This is a genomic window from Klebsiella sp. PK01 (genome assembly GCF_057624675.1).
The window spans coordinates 319,025-332,329 of the sequence record NZ_JBYEZM010000004.1; the positions used below are offsets into that span (position 1 = coordinate 319,025).

At 51.5% G+C, this 13,305-nt stretch carries 14 protein-coding genes; 8 read left to right on the forward strand and 6 right to left on the reverse strand.

Translation table 11 applies throughout. The features are described from left to right. Positions 1-32: 32 nt before the first annotated feature. The 4 genes from AC22LX_RS14730 to AC22LX_RS14745 are packed head-to-tail and all read right to left on the reverse strand — an operon-like array spanning position 33 to position 4,496. Complete coding sequence (locus AC22LX_RS14730; protein WP_487334049.1) at positions 33-1,451, reverse strand: YlbE family protein; 1,419 nt, start codon at positions 1,449-1,451, stop codon at positions 33-35. After that, complete coding sequence (gene fdrA / locus AC22LX_RS14735; protein ID WP_045393412.1) at positions 1,451-2,998, reverse strand: acyl-CoA synthetase FdrA; 1,548 nt, start codon at positions 2,996-2,998, stop codon at positions 1,451-1,453. Before fdrA ends, AC22LX_RS14730 begins: the two co-directional genes overlap by 1 nt. Then, on the reverse strand, positions 2,988-3,851 hold the full coding sequence (locus AC22LX_RS14740) for an oxamate carbamoyltransferase subunit AllH family protein (RefSeq protein ID WP_487334050.1): 864 nt from the start codon (positions 3,849-3,851) through the stop codon (positions 2,988-2,990). Before AC22LX_RS14740 ends, fdrA begins: the two co-directional genes overlap by 11 nt. A gap of 39 nt (positions 3,852-3,890) precedes the next feature. Further along, a complete protein-coding gene (locus AC22LX_RS14745) occupies positions 3,891-4,496 on the reverse strand; it encodes an ankyrin repeat domain-containing protein (RefSeq protein WP_045393406.1) in 606 nt (201 codons plus the stop codon). A 256-nt stretch (positions 4,497-4,752) separates the two neighbouring features. On the opposite strand from AC22LX_RS14745, the gene AC22LX_RS14750 reads away from it, so the two are divergent. Both AC22LX_RS14750 and AC22LX_RS14755 read left to right on the forward strand, forming a co-directional pair. Next, a complete protein-coding gene (locus AC22LX_RS14750; protein WP_047049449.1) occupies positions 4,753-5,247 on the forward strand; it encodes a DUF1097 domain-containing protein in 495 nt (164 codons plus the stop codon). A 101-nt stretch (positions 5,248-5,348) separates the two neighbouring features. Beyond that, positions 5,349-6,287 (forward strand): LysR substrate-binding domain-containing protein, encoded by a 939-nt coding sequence (locus AC22LX_RS14755; protein ID WP_049060204.1) that lies wholly within the window; start codon positions 5,349-5,351, stop codon positions 6,285-6,287. Between the two features lie 78 nt (positions 6,288-6,365). On the opposite strand, the gene AC22LX_RS14760 is transcribed toward AC22LX_RS14755, so the two are convergent. Then, positions 6,366-7,376, reverse strand: a complete 1,011-nt coding sequence (locus AC22LX_RS14760; protein ID WP_045393400.1) for an acyltransferase family protein — start codon at positions 7,374-7,376, stop codon at positions 6,366-6,368. A gap of 436 nt (positions 7,377-7,812) precedes the next feature. On the opposite strand from AC22LX_RS14760, the gene AC22LX_RS14765 reads away from it, so the two are divergent. The 5 genes from AC22LX_RS14765 to AC22LX_RS14785 all read left to right on the forward strand — a co-directional run bounded on the left by AC22LX_RS14765 (position 7,813) and on the right by AC22LX_RS14785 (position 11,207). After that, complete coding sequence (locus AC22LX_RS14765; RefSeq protein WP_045393600.1) at positions 7,813-8,454, forward strand: helix-turn-helix domain-containing protein; 642 nt, start codon at positions 7,813-7,815, stop codon at positions 8,452-8,454. Positions 8,455-8,547: 93 nt separating this feature from the next. Continuing rightward, complete coding sequence (locus AC22LX_RS14770) at positions 8,548-8,883, forward strand: DUF3302 domain-containing protein (protein WP_045393398.1); 336 nt, start codon at positions 8,548-8,550, stop codon at positions 8,881-8,883. Further along, a complete protein-coding gene (locus AC22LX_RS14775) occupies positions 8,883-10,025 on the forward strand; it encodes an HlyD family secretion protein (RefSeq protein WP_045393396.1) in 1,143 nt (380 codons plus the stop codon). Before AC22LX_RS14770 ends, AC22LX_RS14775 begins: the two co-directional genes overlap by 1 nt. A 115-nt stretch (positions 10,026-10,140) precedes the next feature. Beyond that, positions 10,141-10,566 (forward strand): hypothetical protein, encoded by a 426-nt coding sequence (locus tag AC22LX_RS14780; RefSeq protein ID WP_045393394.1) that lies wholly within the window; start codon positions 10,141-10,143, stop codon positions 10,564-10,566. A 176-nt stretch (positions 10,567-10,742) separates the two neighbouring features. Continuing rightward, on the forward strand, positions 10,743-11,207 hold the full coding sequence (locus AC22LX_RS14785) for an RcnB family protein (RefSeq protein ID WP_045393392.1): 465 nt from the start codon (positions 10,743-10,745) through the stop codon (positions 11,205-11,207). Positions 11,208-11,296: 89 nt separating this feature from the next. Here the strand turns inward: AC22LX_RS14785 and AC22LX_RS14790 are convergent, their stop codons facing one another. Continuing rightward, positions 11,297-11,887: a lipid-binding SYLF domain-containing protein gene (locus tag AC22LX_RS14790; RefSeq protein WP_045393390.1), complete on the reverse strand. Its 591-nt coding sequence runs from the start codon at positions 11,885-11,887 to the stop codon at positions 11,297-11,299. 235 nt (positions 11,888-12,122) lie between these two features. On the opposite strand from AC22LX_RS14790, the gene AC22LX_RS14795 reads away from it, so the two are divergent. After that, the gene (locus AC22LX_RS14795; protein ID WP_045393387.1) at positions 12,123-13,301 is read left to right on the forward strand and encodes a M20 aminoacylase family protein; all 1,179 of its coding nucleotides are present in this window, start codon (positions 12,123-12,125) and stop codon (positions 13,299-13,301) included. Positions 13,302-13,305 lie beyond the last annotated feature (4 nt).

Consider the following 13,305-nt stretch of genomic DNA (forward strand, 5'->3'; position numbering starts at 1 on the left):
GTCGGCGCAAACGCCTCGCCCGGGCTACAACGTTAAACGTCGTAACGATCGCACCAGCTGAGGATCGCTTTTTCGAAACAGGCGAACGGCGGGTGGACGATCCCGGCGCCGATCATGCCGATCCCGGCGTCTTTATGGGCGATAGCGGTGTTGATCACCGGTAAAATACCGCTGCTGCTGACGCGGGTGATGTCGATAGCGGTCGGGATCCCCATAAAGCCGAGCAGCGGAATGGTGACGTTCGGGTTTTCGCCAAGGGTGATTTCACGCATCTGGCGCGAGAAATCGACCGCTTCTTCTACCGTTCCGCCGACCAGCGCGACGATAGCCGGCGCCGTCGCCATGGCGAAACCGCCGATGCCATAGGTTTCGGTAATCGCGCTGTCGCCGATATCAAGGCCGGAGTCTTCCGGTTTAAAACCGGCAAACATCGGGCCTATCACCTGCTGCGCCGGGCCGGTAAACCACTGTCCCGGCAGGCCGCTGACCCGCAGTCCGAACTCGACGCCGTTGCGCGCCATGGTGGTGACCACGGTGCTGTATTCTATGCCGTGGGCCGCGTCCATCGCCGCTTTACACATCGCCATCCACGTCGGGCCGGAGAAGTAATCGCTGCTGGCGACAAATTCGAACACCTCGCGCTGCTGCGCTACCGGATAACCGGCCTGAATAATCCTCGGCGTAAGCGCCTGAATCAGCAGGGTGGTACCGGCGTTGTTGCGGTTATGGCACTCATCGCCCATGTGTAGCGCCTGCGCCAGCATTAAGCGCAGATCGATTTCGCCGATGATCTTCATGGCGTCGCGCAGCATGGGACCCTGCACGTCGCGCATCCAGTTCAGACGATCGATCACGCTCTTATCGTTAGCCCCCATGCGCAGGATCTTCGCCATCTGCTCGCTCATGTTGGTATAAGCGATATTGCCGTAGGTTTTATTCTCGACGATATGCATGAACATCGACGCCGACGTCACGCCCGCCATCGAACCCACGCAGTCGTGTTCGTGACAGGGTGAGAAGGTAATTTCACCGGAGGCGGCAAGCTCGGCCGCTTCATCCAGATCTTTCGCCAGCCCTTCAAAGACCAGCGCGCCGGTGACCGCGCCTTTCATGGCGCCGCACATGTTTTGCCATTCCACCGGCGGGCCGGCATGCAGAATGGTTTTTGGCGTCATGCCCGGCACGACGTTAATGGCCTGATCAAAACCGATCAGCACCGGGTGCGACTGAATAATGCGTTCCAGCGCCTGCTGGTTGGCGGCGGCGATTTTATCGGCCAGCGGCGAGCCGGCGATGCGATCCAGCGCCTCAACCAGCTGCAAATTGCCCTGGCCCGGCGGCGTCCAGTCGAGCTGGGTGACGGCGGTGTGCTGCTTTTTCAAATCGTCGCTGAACATGGCGATACCGACGTTAATCACGTTCAACGGCTGGTTAAATAGCGACTGGCTCATCAGGCTTGCTCCCCTTTGCAGATAAATTCACGCGCCAGCAAACCGGTATTGGTGCTGCTGCTGGCCAGAATGACGCCAGCGTCAAGCAGCATCTGGCGCTGTTGCTCCAGCGACGGCGTATCGATGTCGGTGCCTAACACGTAAGCGAGGATCGTCAATGGGCGGCCATCGGCGGCGGCAATGGCTTTGGCCTCTTCGATCGCCGCGATCGTCGAACCCACCGGATCTTCATGCGCCCCGAAGCCCAGCACGAAGTCCATGACGATGACCGCCACTTCGGGATCGCGCGCTTCCTGCAGCAGGCGGCTGATACGGTTGGTCGGGTCGATCATCGGGTGCGGCTTACCGTTGGTGAAGTCGTCATCGCCGAAATCGAGGAAGGTGTGTTTGATGCTGCGATTGATATCGCTCAGGCGATAAGCCGGATCCGGCTGAATGTTGCTATAAACATCCGCGTGTTTTTCCAGTACCGCGAACATGGTTTCATCGCACAGGGTACCGCCGCAGAACAGGCCGCGAATGTATTTCTGCTGCGGCGTGAGCTGCGCGCGCACTTCGGCGATAAGCGCCTGGTTTAGCGGATGCAGATCGAGGTTCTCTTGCTTAATACCGCTCAGCAGAACGGCTTTCAGCGCCGCTTCTTTGGTGCCGCGGGCGAACTGCAGACCTTGCTCATCGGCGGGGGGCTCGGCGCGGCCGAGGAAGCACGCCACCACCGGTTTACGGCAGGCGCGGGCGCGTTCGAGCACTTTTTTCGCCACCGTCGGCGCCGGCGGTTTGGAAACAAGGACGATAATTTCCGTTTGCGGATCCGCTTCCAGCATCTGAATGGCGTCGAGCATCATCAGGCCGCCGATTTTCTCACTCAGATCGCGACCGCCGGTACCGATTAGCTGCGAGATCCCGCCGCCGAAATCGTGGATACGGACGCTCAGCTCCTGGCTACCGGTGCCGGAGGCGCCGATAATGCCGATGTTGCCGCGGCGAACCGCGTTACCGAAGCACAGCGCCGCGCCGTTAATAATGGCGGTGCCGCAGTCTGGCCCCATCATCAACAATCCCTTTTCGTGGGCCAGCTGTTTCAGCGCCAGTTCGTCGTCAATAGAGACGTTATCGGAAAACAACATCACGTTAAGATCGTTTTGCAGCGCCTGGCGCGCTTCGCGAGCGGCAAACAGGCCGTTGACCGAGATAATCGCGAGGTTACTTTGCGGAAGATGTTTTTTGGCGCTGGCGAGGGTGGCGTAGCGCGCTTCGCGCTGGCCGCTTTCGCCCTTTTTGCTGAACAGCGCTTCTATTTCACTGAGTATCTGTTCGCTATCGGCGCCGTCTTTGCCCTTGATGACGATCATCAGGTCGCCGTTTTTCGCCGCTTCCAGCTCTGGCGTCAGCAGCCCCAGGTTATTCAGCACCCCTTTGTTCATTTCCGTCGCCATCGCCACAAATGCCTGCTCTACGCCATCGAGCTTATTAGCGCGGGTGGAAATCGACATTAATGAGACCGAATCAAAATAGGTATTCTTCTTCACCACTATTTTAACTGACATTATTCCCTCCATACGTTTGGCTCAGCGCGCAGGCATCCGCCATGCCCAATAGCATGTCGCTGCCGGAACTTGAGCCAATATTTTTAATATTGGCAATAGCCTCAATAGAAAAGGTTGTCGGTTGATTAACCATCAGGTTAATCATCACGGCGATACTTTCTCGATAATGCTGATTAATCGCCGCCTCCAGCGTAATCGCGCTGAGCGGCGTAGTATTTTGTTGGGCGCTCTGCAGCGCGGTTATAAAGGCTTCCCGGTAATGGTTAGCCGGGTGACCCTTTATGAATAAAATAACGCTTAGACCTAGCAAATAATCATCCGCCGATGGCGTCAGGCCAATGCCTAATCCGATCATGTTCGCCACGGCGGCGCCGATATTTTTATTTTCGTGAAGTGCTTTAAATAATATTTCCCGTCGCTGCTGTAATTCACGACTCATTGCGTGATAAAAGGGATTGTCGCCGCGATAGAGAAATAACGTATCATCCTCATGTAACTGCGTAACGATAATGTTGTGCCATCGTCGCCAGGCTATCTGGTTAAATGTTGCCGCGTTTAATACCGCTCGCGGCGTTTGCCAGCGCTTACACCGGTGGATGTCTATCCATTTATTATCGCCAATGTAAATTCCTGAATCGGTAAACCGGACGCTTTCCCCTGGCCGGAACAGGTTGTCAAAGTGGGTGAGTGCTAACCTACAGCTATTGGGCGCATTGTCAGAGGTTTCGCACAGCAGCGTCAGAAGCCCTGGTTTGCCCGGGGTAAGCAGGTTTACCGCATGGGTGAAAACCTGCCCGACCCGTCCACCGCCGCGCTGTGTGAGAAAGCGGGTATCCGCAGTTAGCGCTTGCACACACCACCGCGAGGAGGTGTTAATGGCGATTCTCCTTCCTCAGGCTCCGGCGGCGACCAGCAGGTGGGCTATTTCAGCAAAGCCCTTATCCCATGCCAGCTCCAGCGGCGATTTACCATACTTATCGGTCATATGCGGGTTGGCGCCGTGATCCAACAGCAGTTTGACGATCTCCTGCTGCGTCGCGCCGCCGTCGTTTAAAACAATCGCTTCCAGCAGCGGCGTCCAGCCAACGAAATTGGTGTGGTTAACGTTAATATCCGTTTCCGTCAGCAATATTTTCACGATCTCAAGATGGCCTTTTTCACAGGCCGGCGTCAGACCAACGCCGCCGAAACGCGTTAATCGTTCGAGGTCGGGATTTGCCGGCAAAATTAAGCGCAGTAGTTCGACGTCGTTATTCAGACAGCTGATTAAAAACGGGTTAAAACAGGTCTGGTCCTGCTTATTAATATCTACGCCAGCGGCAATAAGAACAGAGACACAAGCATAATGCTTATTCAGGCTGGCGAGGGTAATGGCGGTTCGCCCCTGGCGATTACTGGCATTAATATCGACGCCGCTTGCTATGCAGGCTTTTAATTTCGCGATATTTCCCTGCTCTGCAGCCAAAAGATAGTCAGCAATAATATTTTCCGTCGCCATCACCTTGCTCCTGTTTTGCAGCTAAGACTTTTGATGGCTTGAGCATAGCAACCAGAAATAGATAAAAGAACCCGCTTAAATTTTATTCGCCATAATCCGGTAGATTATTGAATAACTTTCAATAATTGATGCAGACTGTGCGGCAGAGCAATGTTTACTTCTTTTATGCCTTTGTCCTTTAACGCAATCGGGTTTTCTTTCGATATAGTTGCCGTCAGAAAGCAATATCATCGATCTTTTTTCAGAGGGGAAAGAGATGAATGGACTCACCGCTACGGGGATCACCGTCGGTATTTGCGCAGGCGTTTGGCAGCTAATTTCCTCGCACGTCGGGCTGCAGCACGGTTGGGAATTATTGGGAACCATCGGCTTCGTCGCGTTCTGTAGTTTCTATGCGGCAGGGGGCGGTAAAAGCGGTTTTGTGAAAAGCCTGTGCGTTAACTATTCCGGGGCGGTGTGGGCGTGGCTGGCGGCGCTGGCCGCCGGCGCTCTCGCCTCGGCCAGCGGTATGTCGGGGTTCTGGGCAAGCGTCATTACCACGGTGCCATTTTCGGCAGTCATCGTCTGGCAGGGGCGTTTCACGCTAACCTCGTTTATTCCCGGCGGCTTCCTCGGCATGACGCTCTTTTTCGCCACCGGTCTGAACTGGACGGTGACTCTGTTGGGATTTCTGGCGGGCAACTGCGTCGGCTTTATTTCAGAATATAGCGGGCGCAAACTCAGCGAGGCGACCAGTAAGGAGCGAGCCTGAATTCACTACGGGTGTTAAGCATTGTTCAAAAATGATTGCCCCTCGCCACAGTAACCAATACATTCAGCTTACGTATGGTTTAGCGGAAGCGGGAAGGGCGCATGAACTCGATTTTTACTGAAGAAAATCTGCTGGCATTCACCACCGCGGCGCGTTTTGGCAGCTTCAGCAAGGCGGCCGACGAGCTGGGGTTAACCACCTCAGCCATCAGCTATACCATCAAACGGATGGAAGCCGGGCTGGACGTAGTGCTGTTTACCCGCAACACCCGCAGCATTGAACTGACGGAATCCGGCTACTATCTGTTTCGCAAGGCCACCGATCTGCTTAATGATTTCCACGCGATAAAGCGCAGCATAGATACTATCTCGCAAGGCATCGAAGCGCGGGTGCGGATCTGCATTAACCAACTGCTATACACGCCTCGCCATACCGCCCGCCTGCTGCAGGTGCTGAAAAAACAGTTTCCCACCTGTCAGATAACCGTCACCACCGAGGTGTACAACGGCGTCTGGGATTCGATCATCAATAACCAGGCGAATATTGCCATCGGCGCGCCGGACACGCTGCTCGACGGCGGCGGTATCGATTATACCGAGATCGGCGCGATCCGCTGGGTGTTTGCTATTGCCCCGGATCATCCGCTGGCGTTTATGCCCGAGCCTATCTCGGAAAGCCAGCTGCGCCTTTACCCCAATATCATGGTTGAGGACACCGCCAGCACGATCAATAAAAAGGTCGGTTGGCTGCTGCATGGCCAGGAGGCGATCCTGGTTCCTGACTTCAATACTAAATGCCAGTGTCAGATCCTCGGTGAGGGGATCGGTTTTTTACCGGACTATATGGTGAACGAAGCGATAGCCGAGAAACTGCTGGTGATTCGTCAGATCCACAACCCGCGTCAGGATTCCGGCATGCTGCTGGCGACGCAGCATGCCGCAACCGGCCAGGTGACGCAGTGGATTAAAAAGCAATTTCGCCCTGGCGGGATTTTAACGGCGATATATGCTGATTTATTGCATCGCGGAGAGGGAAAGTAAGTACCATTCAACGATGATCATTTATCATTTTGATATTACTGCATAAGTTGTCGCCATTAATAAATGGCGACAACTTGGTTAGTGATGAATTTTCTTTTCAATTAACTTATATAATATTAGTCCGAATGGAATGCATATTGCGATTGTAATAGCTCCGCCAATGGTACAACCCCAAGGGTTTGGGAATTTTTTGACAAATATCCCATATGCCATCACGATAAAATTATGCGTTAAATATATAGTATAAGAAGCATCACCGATTTTTAAAAGTAAGTTGTGTTTTTTTCTTACGGGTAATACAAATATTAAAATAGCTGCGCTTATTAAACAATCGATATATACAGGTTTTTCGATATAAATAGCTATACAAACAAGAAAAGCAGCCAAGGCCCAACATATTGTATCACTGAGTTTTGATGTTAAGTTTTGTAAGATGTTTTCGTTTCGCTCAATAAACACGCCAATTATAAATAGGAATATAATCCATTTGGAAAAGAATGCATTGGCTTCAGCAGTTGGTAGAGCATTCAGTGATGAGGTAATAAACAGTAAAGTGAAAATAAAAATTAGGTTTGCTATAATTCTTTCTTTTTTGATGCGTATAGAAATTAACAGAGCAAAAGTGAAATAGAAAAACATTTCATACGATAATGTCCAGCTTTGTGACATTACGGGGGTGTCGATCTTATTATCAGTTGCACCAAAAGGAATTAGTAGATATGAGAAGAATATTTTTTCTGCATTGATATCTTGTGATCTTAGCGCTATACCTGCAGCCCATAATATAACTAGTAAAGTAAAAAATATCCAATAAATAGGATAGATTCGGAGGAGGCGTTTTTTTATGAAAGTTGATGCATATTCAACCCCAAAATCTTTGTTTTTAGTGGTGTAAGACATTATGTATCCACTAATGACAAAGAAAACATAAACCCCAAGGTCACCTAAATGTGTCGTTCTCCGTATTATTTCATCAAATAATTTATTACCTGTGGTGCTATACATGTAAAATTGATTAACAGTATGAGCTATTATGACAAATATAGCGGCAAATGCTCTCGCATATTGTAATGAATCAAGCTTTTTCATTCATAACCCTGTTAAATTATTGAGCCCATATAATCGTTAAAATATTAAATTTGCTAATTTGCATAATAGCTTACTAGCATACTCAAGGTTTGAGTATATAACATAAAATTCACAAAAGAAATCAACTTGCAAGCTTTGTTTCTGAGTCAGAAAAATCCTTCAATCTATTTATGTAATTGGATTCTTCTGATTTAGTGCTTGAGTATGGAATAGAACTAGTCACTACGTCATATCCATTGCAATGTTGTGGTTTTTTGCGAGTACATACTATTTAGTTATAGCTAACCAGCATCAGGCAGTCGTCCGGTTAAGTTTACGACCCTCAAATGTTAAAAAAACGCCAAAACTCCAGCTGTGGACTTTTCCCTTCGCTTTGCCTTATATATATTTGATGACGTCGGTGATACGGGAAAGTACGGCAATGGATACGGGGAAGTTGAATAGCAGTTTTGGTCGTATTCATGCGTGCTACCAGAAGCTGCAGTTAAATGCGCATCTCCCGGATGTGACCGCCTGTAGCGAAAGCATCGAATTGGCCCCTGGCGAGCGTTTTCAGCCGCAGGCTGGGTTTATTTACTTTCTGCTTTCCGGGCAAATCACTCTCGCCGTCAGCGAGCCTGATAATCTGCTAGGGATCGTGATCGAACATATGCCGGTTGGCCTGCTTGAGCACTATTGCCCGGCGGTAGAACTGCTGTACCAATGCCTCGATCGCTGCCGTTTCGCCAGAATCAGCGTGGAGGATTTCGAGCGTATCTTCTTTTACTCTTCGCCGGAGTATATGAAAGAGCTGACGACTATTCTGGCCTACATGGGCATTTTTGCCCTCGATGCGCACAACGAGCGCGGTAACCTGTCCGGTTTTCAGACCATAAAATCGATGCTATCGCGTTATCTGTACCGTAACGAGATCGATTATGGAAAACGTGAAAGCCTGTCCGCTTTTATTATTAAACGGACCAATCTTTCGCGCAGCTATGTTTATCAGGTCTTAGCCGCGTTAAAAGAAGGCGGCTATATTACGGTGAAAAAAGGTCAACTGATTTCTATCAACCGAAAAATACCGGATAAATTCTGATTAATATGGTCAGTTGTCAGGGCGATCATGCCCGGCTTGCTGACGCCTGTATAAAGTGAATGTGAAATACGTCACACATTCTGGAGTTATTTTATGACCCTGGATTATATTGCTTTAGCCATCCTGATTGCGGTGGTGCTGATTTTATTTTATGGAATTATTGTGATCCACGATATTCCCTATGAAATTGCCAAAAAAAGAAATCATCCGCACCAGGATGCGATTCATTACGCTGGCTGGGTGAGCTTGTTCACCCTGCACGTGCTGTGGCCGCTGCTATGGATCTGGGCCACGCTGTGGCGGGAAGACCGTGGTTGGGGAATGCAACAGTTAAACGCCGAACAACACGATTTACATCAGCGTCTGGATGCGATGCAGGCGGAATTAAATCGTCTGAAAAATAGCGCCGTCAATCGGGAGGGTAAATAATGGAAACGTTATTACTGCTATGTTATGCCGCACTATGTATCGTGATATTTAAAGTATTCCGTATTCCATTAAATAAATGGACGGTTCCCACGGCGGTTTTAGGCGGCGTAATACTGATTGGCATGTTAATCCTCGGAATGAATTATAACTTCCCCTATAGCGAAGTCGGGAAACAGGTTTACCGCACGGTGCCAATTGTTTCGCAAACCCGCGGGCGAGTTACCAGCGTGCCGGTAAAACCAAATCAGATGCTGCATGAAGGCGACATCCTCTTCACCATCGACCCAACCCCGTTCCAGGCGAAAGTCGACGACCTGACCGCGCAGGTGAAAGCGGCCAGCCAGGATGCGTTGTCGCTTGATGCGGGGTTAACCAGCGCGCAGGCTGATTTAAGCAAAGCGGTCGCCGAGCGCGATCGGGCCCAGCGTGAATACGCCCGCTTCCAGGCGGGTCATGATAAAGGGGCTTTTTCCGATCAGATGGTCGATACGCGTCGCCAGAACTGGAAAGCGACGCAGGCGGCGGTTGACGCCGCCCGGGCAAAGGTCGCACAGGCGCGTAACGATCTCAATTCGGTGGTGCACGGTGAGAACACCAAAGTCGCTTCGCTGCTGGCGCAGCTGCGCGAGGCGCAATTTAAGCTCGATAACACGGTGGTGCGCGCGCCGTCTGACGGTTACGTCAGTACCGTCGGCCTGCGCCCGGGAACGATGTCCACCGCGCTGGGGCTGAAGCCGGTGATGACGTTTGTGCCAACGGATAATGTGAATTCACGTGAATACGTCGCCGCATTCCGCCAGAACGCGCTGCAGCGTTTGCAAAAAGGTGAGCAGGCTGAATTACTGTTCCCCTCTATTCCCGGAACCGTGTTTAAAGCGCAGGTAGCGGAAGTGCTGCCGGCGATTGGCGAAAGCCAGTTTCAGGGGCAGGGGACGTTGCTGACGGCCAACGATCTGGCGGCGCGCGGCCGAGCGCTGGTGGTATTAAAAGTGACTGACGACCGTCTGGCAAACTATCAGCTGCCGCAGGGGGCGGATGTCGAAGCCGCCGTCTATTCGCAGCATTTTGAGCACCTGTCGCTGATAAGAAAGATCCTCATCCGCATGAAAAGCTGGGAAAGCTATCTCTATCTCGATCACTAAAACGACGGAATAGCGGCAAGGCAGTTTTAAGAACTTTTCCTAATGCTAAGCGCAGAAGCTTATGCCATGCTGAATGTGACTCGTAACATAAAGCACGCGTTAAGAGAGGAAAAATATGAAAAAAGCAATGATTGCACTATCCGCTATTCTGGTCGCTTCTCCGGTATTCGCGGCAACCACTACACATGCAACCGATGATACCGTGGCCGCAGCCCACGAAAATGCCAACACGGCAAAAGAAAAACTGCACCAGGCGCAGAATCAGGGCGAAGAGATGAAGCTCAAGTCCAAACATGCTGCTGAAGGGAAAAGCGATAGCGTCGGCAGCCAGGTAAGCGAAGGCACGCAGAAAACCTGGAACAAAACCAAAGAAGGCGCTGAGAAGGGCTGGGATAAGACCAAAGAAGGCACTGAGAAAGGCTGGAATGCCACTAAAGAAGGCGCCAGCAAAGGTTGGGATAAAACCAAAGAAGTCAGCGAAAAAGGCTGGGATAAAACCAAGCAAGGCGCTGAAGAGTTAAAGAATAAAGTCTCTGAGTAATCACTGACTCGCTGAGAACAAAAAAGGTCGCGCAAGCGGCCTTTTTTACGTCTGACGCTCGCTGAAATTAAAGTTTGTTGCCCTCCTGAATTAGCCTGGAATAGTCCTGGATAGTTTGCTAATCACTATTTCTCCACATTTGCAGGGTAAAAAAGAAATATATCAGGAGGTGTACTATGAAAAAGATTATTTCTCTGGCAGTTATTTTATCCTGCGTGCTGAGCGCTCAGGCTTTTGCCGATGGCCCGAATGATGGCCATCGTCCGGGGCAACAGCAGGTATGGCAGAATGGCCCGAAACAGGGTGACCAAAACGGACGCCACCAGCCGGGCGGTCCTGGCGATAACCATCAGGACAACAATGACCACCGCGGCCCGGAGCGTAGCGGTCATGACGATCGTCGCCAGGAGCGCCATGAACAGGATCATTTCGCCTGGAGGGGTAACGATTTCCGTAAAGGCCATCCGGCGCCGGAGCGTTATCGCGGTGATGAATATCGCGTCAGTAACTGGAACGAGCGTGGTCTGCCGCGCCCGCCGGAGGGCCATCACTGGTCTTATATCGATGGCAATTACGTGCTGATCGCCGCGGCGACCGGAATTATTACCTCAATACTGGTAAGCGGCGCCCTTGGTCATTAAATAATGATACTTGCGGCATGGCATTAGCGCCGGGTCAGGCTAACGTCTGACCCGGCTTATTGATGCTAACTTGTATGGACCGCAGTGGATTACCGTTTATTCAGCTCGTCATCCGGCCAGTATTTATAACCGTTGACCATCGCCTGCGCCGCCAACCCTTTTTCGGTGATTTCATAAACGTTGACTTTTGAAGGCAGCGAAGAGGTATCTTTCGCCACGCCGTTAGCCGATGCGCCTATCGGAGCGATGCCGTTGTCGTCATATTTCGCTGCCGCGTTGGCATCCGCGCCGACCATATAGCCTTTAGTAATGAAAGTATTCAACGCATCTTTGTCGTGAAATACCAGTACGGTGCGCTGTTGTTTCACGCCCATACCAAGACCGGCGCCGCCCTGAGCCATTTTCATATAAGTATCTTTGCCCGTGGCGCTATTTTTCACGACACCATAGCCGCTGCCGAAGCCGAAGACGAATATTTTGCTGCTATTGCTGGCGAATACCGCGTAGCCCTTTGAATGCTGGATATCGCTGCGTGCTTCCGGACGCAGGCTATAGAGTTTACTGAGCGTATTGGTACGCATCTTTTGAATGCTGGCGCGTTGCTGGCTGGCGGTGTCGCCCTCAGCGCTGCAGCCTGCCAGCGTCAGCGCGCAGGCAACGACAAGTAATTGATATTTCATAGCTGTTTATTTTATTTAAAACTGAGTCAAAGCGGGGATGGTAGATTAAATGTTGGTGACCAACCCAGAAAATAAACGTTTATATTTAAATTTTGCCGGTTTTAATGGTTTTTGTTCTGCGATTTTTCTGCATTAAAAATATGACGAATGGCGTTCCAGGAATTAGAAATGCTACTTGCATAAACTTTGAGCCAGGATAACGTGTTAACTTCTTAATCTATTCCCGGAGAACGGCATGTCTGATTGTGTAATTCCAGAAATTAAAGCCACGGAACAAGAAATGATTTCTATCCGTCATTATTTACATGCCAATCCGGAATTAAGTCTGGAAGAGTTTAATACCAGCGAGCTGGTTGCCGGCAAACTGGCGGAGTGGGGCTATCAGGTGACCCGCGGCCTCGGTAAAACCGGCGTCGTCGGCAGCCTGAGCAAAGGCGACTCGCCGCGCACTATTGGCCTGCGCGCCGATATGGACGCATTACCGATTTATGAAACCACCGATTTACCCTGGGCCAGTACGGTACCTGGAAAAATGCACGCCTGCGGCCACGATGGCCACACCACGATTTTACTGGCGGCGGCGAAGTATATCGCTTCGCCGGCCTGCCAGTTTAACGGCACGGTGCATCTGATTTTCCAGCCCGCGGAAGAAGCCATTGGCGGCGCGGACCTGATGATAAAAGATGGTCTGTTTGAGCAGTTTCCCTGCGAGCGCATCTTCGGTCTGCACAATATGCCGGGATTACCGGTTGGCAAGCTGGGCTTCTATGCCGGCAATTTTATGGCCTCGGCGGACACGGTCAAAATCACGATTACCGGCTACGGCGGCCACGGCGCCCATCCGGAACGCACCGTCGATCCTATCGTTGCCGGCGCGGCGCTGGTGATGGCGCTGCAGAGCATCGTCGCGCGCAACGTGCCGCCGGGTGAAACGGCGGTCGTCAGCGTGGGGACTTTCCAGGCCGGCATCGCCTCGAACGTGATTCCGGAGAGCGTGGTGATGGAGCTCAGCGTGCGGGCGATGAAGCCGGAAATTCGCGACCTGCTGATCAAGCGTATTCAAGAGCTGACCGAATTTACCGCCAAAAGCTATGGCGCCAGCAGCGACGTCGAGATTTACGACTCCTATCCGGTATTAACCAACAGTAATGAAGAGACCGATTTCGCCCAGGCGCTGGCGCTGGAAGTCTTTGGCCGCGAAGGGGTGCTTGAGTCGGTATCGCCAATGAACGCCAGCGAAGATTTCGCTTTTATGCTGCGCGAGCGTCCGGGCTGCTACTTCCTGCTGGGCAACGGTGAAAAAGGCGAGAAGGGCGGCTGTATGGTGCATAACCCCGGTTATGACTTTAACGATGACATTATCAGCACCGGCGCGACGTTGTTCGCGCGTTTAGTGCAAGCGCACTGCCGTTAATCCC

Coding starts and splice junctions, on each gene's coding strand:
- fdrA (WP_045393412.1), bottom strand. CDS start 2,998: ATGTCAGTTAAAATAGTGGTGAAGAAGAATACCTATTTTGATTCGGTC.
- AC22LX_RS14745 (WP_045393406.1), bottom strand. CDS start 4,496: ATGGCGACGGAAAATATTATTGCTGACTATCTTTTGGCTGCAGAGCAG.
- AC22LX_RS14760 (WP_045393400.1), bottom strand. CDS start 7,376: ATGAAAAAGCTTGATTCATTACAATATGCGAGAGCATTTGCCGCTATA.
- AC22LX_RS14780 (WP_045393394.1), top strand. CDS start 10,141: ATGAAAAAAGCAATGATTGCACTATCCGCTATTCTGGTCGCTTCTCCG.
- AC22LX_RS14755 (WP_049060204.1), top strand. CDS start 5,349: ATGAACTCGATTTTTACTGAAGAAAATCTGCTGGCATTCACCACCGCG.
- AC22LX_RS14790 (WP_045393390.1), bottom strand. CDS start 11,887: ATGAAATATCAATTACTTGTCGTTGCCTGCGCGCTGACGCTGGCAGGC.
- AC22LX_RS14785 (WP_045393392.1), top strand. CDS start 10,743: ATGAAAAAGATTATTTCTCTGGCAGTTATTTTATCCTGCGTGCTGAGC.
- AC22LX_RS14770 (WP_045393398.1), top strand. CDS start 8,548: ATGACCCTGGATTATATTGCTTTAGCCATCCTGATTGCGGTGGTGCTG.
- AC22LX_RS14795 (WP_045393387.1), top strand. CDS start 12,123: ATGTCTGATTGTGTAATTCCAGAAATTAAAGCCACGGAACAAGAAATG.
- AC22LX_RS14750 (WP_047049449.1), top strand. CDS start 4,753: ATGAATGGACTCACCGCTACGGGGATCACCGTCGGTATTTGCGCAGGC.
- AC22LX_RS14730 (WP_487334049.1), bottom strand. CDS start 1,451: ATGAGCCAGTCGCTATTTAACCAGCCGTTGAACGTGATTAACGTCGGT.
- AC22LX_RS14775 (WP_045393396.1), top strand. CDS start 8,883: ATGGAAACGTTATTACTGCTATGTTATGCCGCACTATGTATCGTGATA.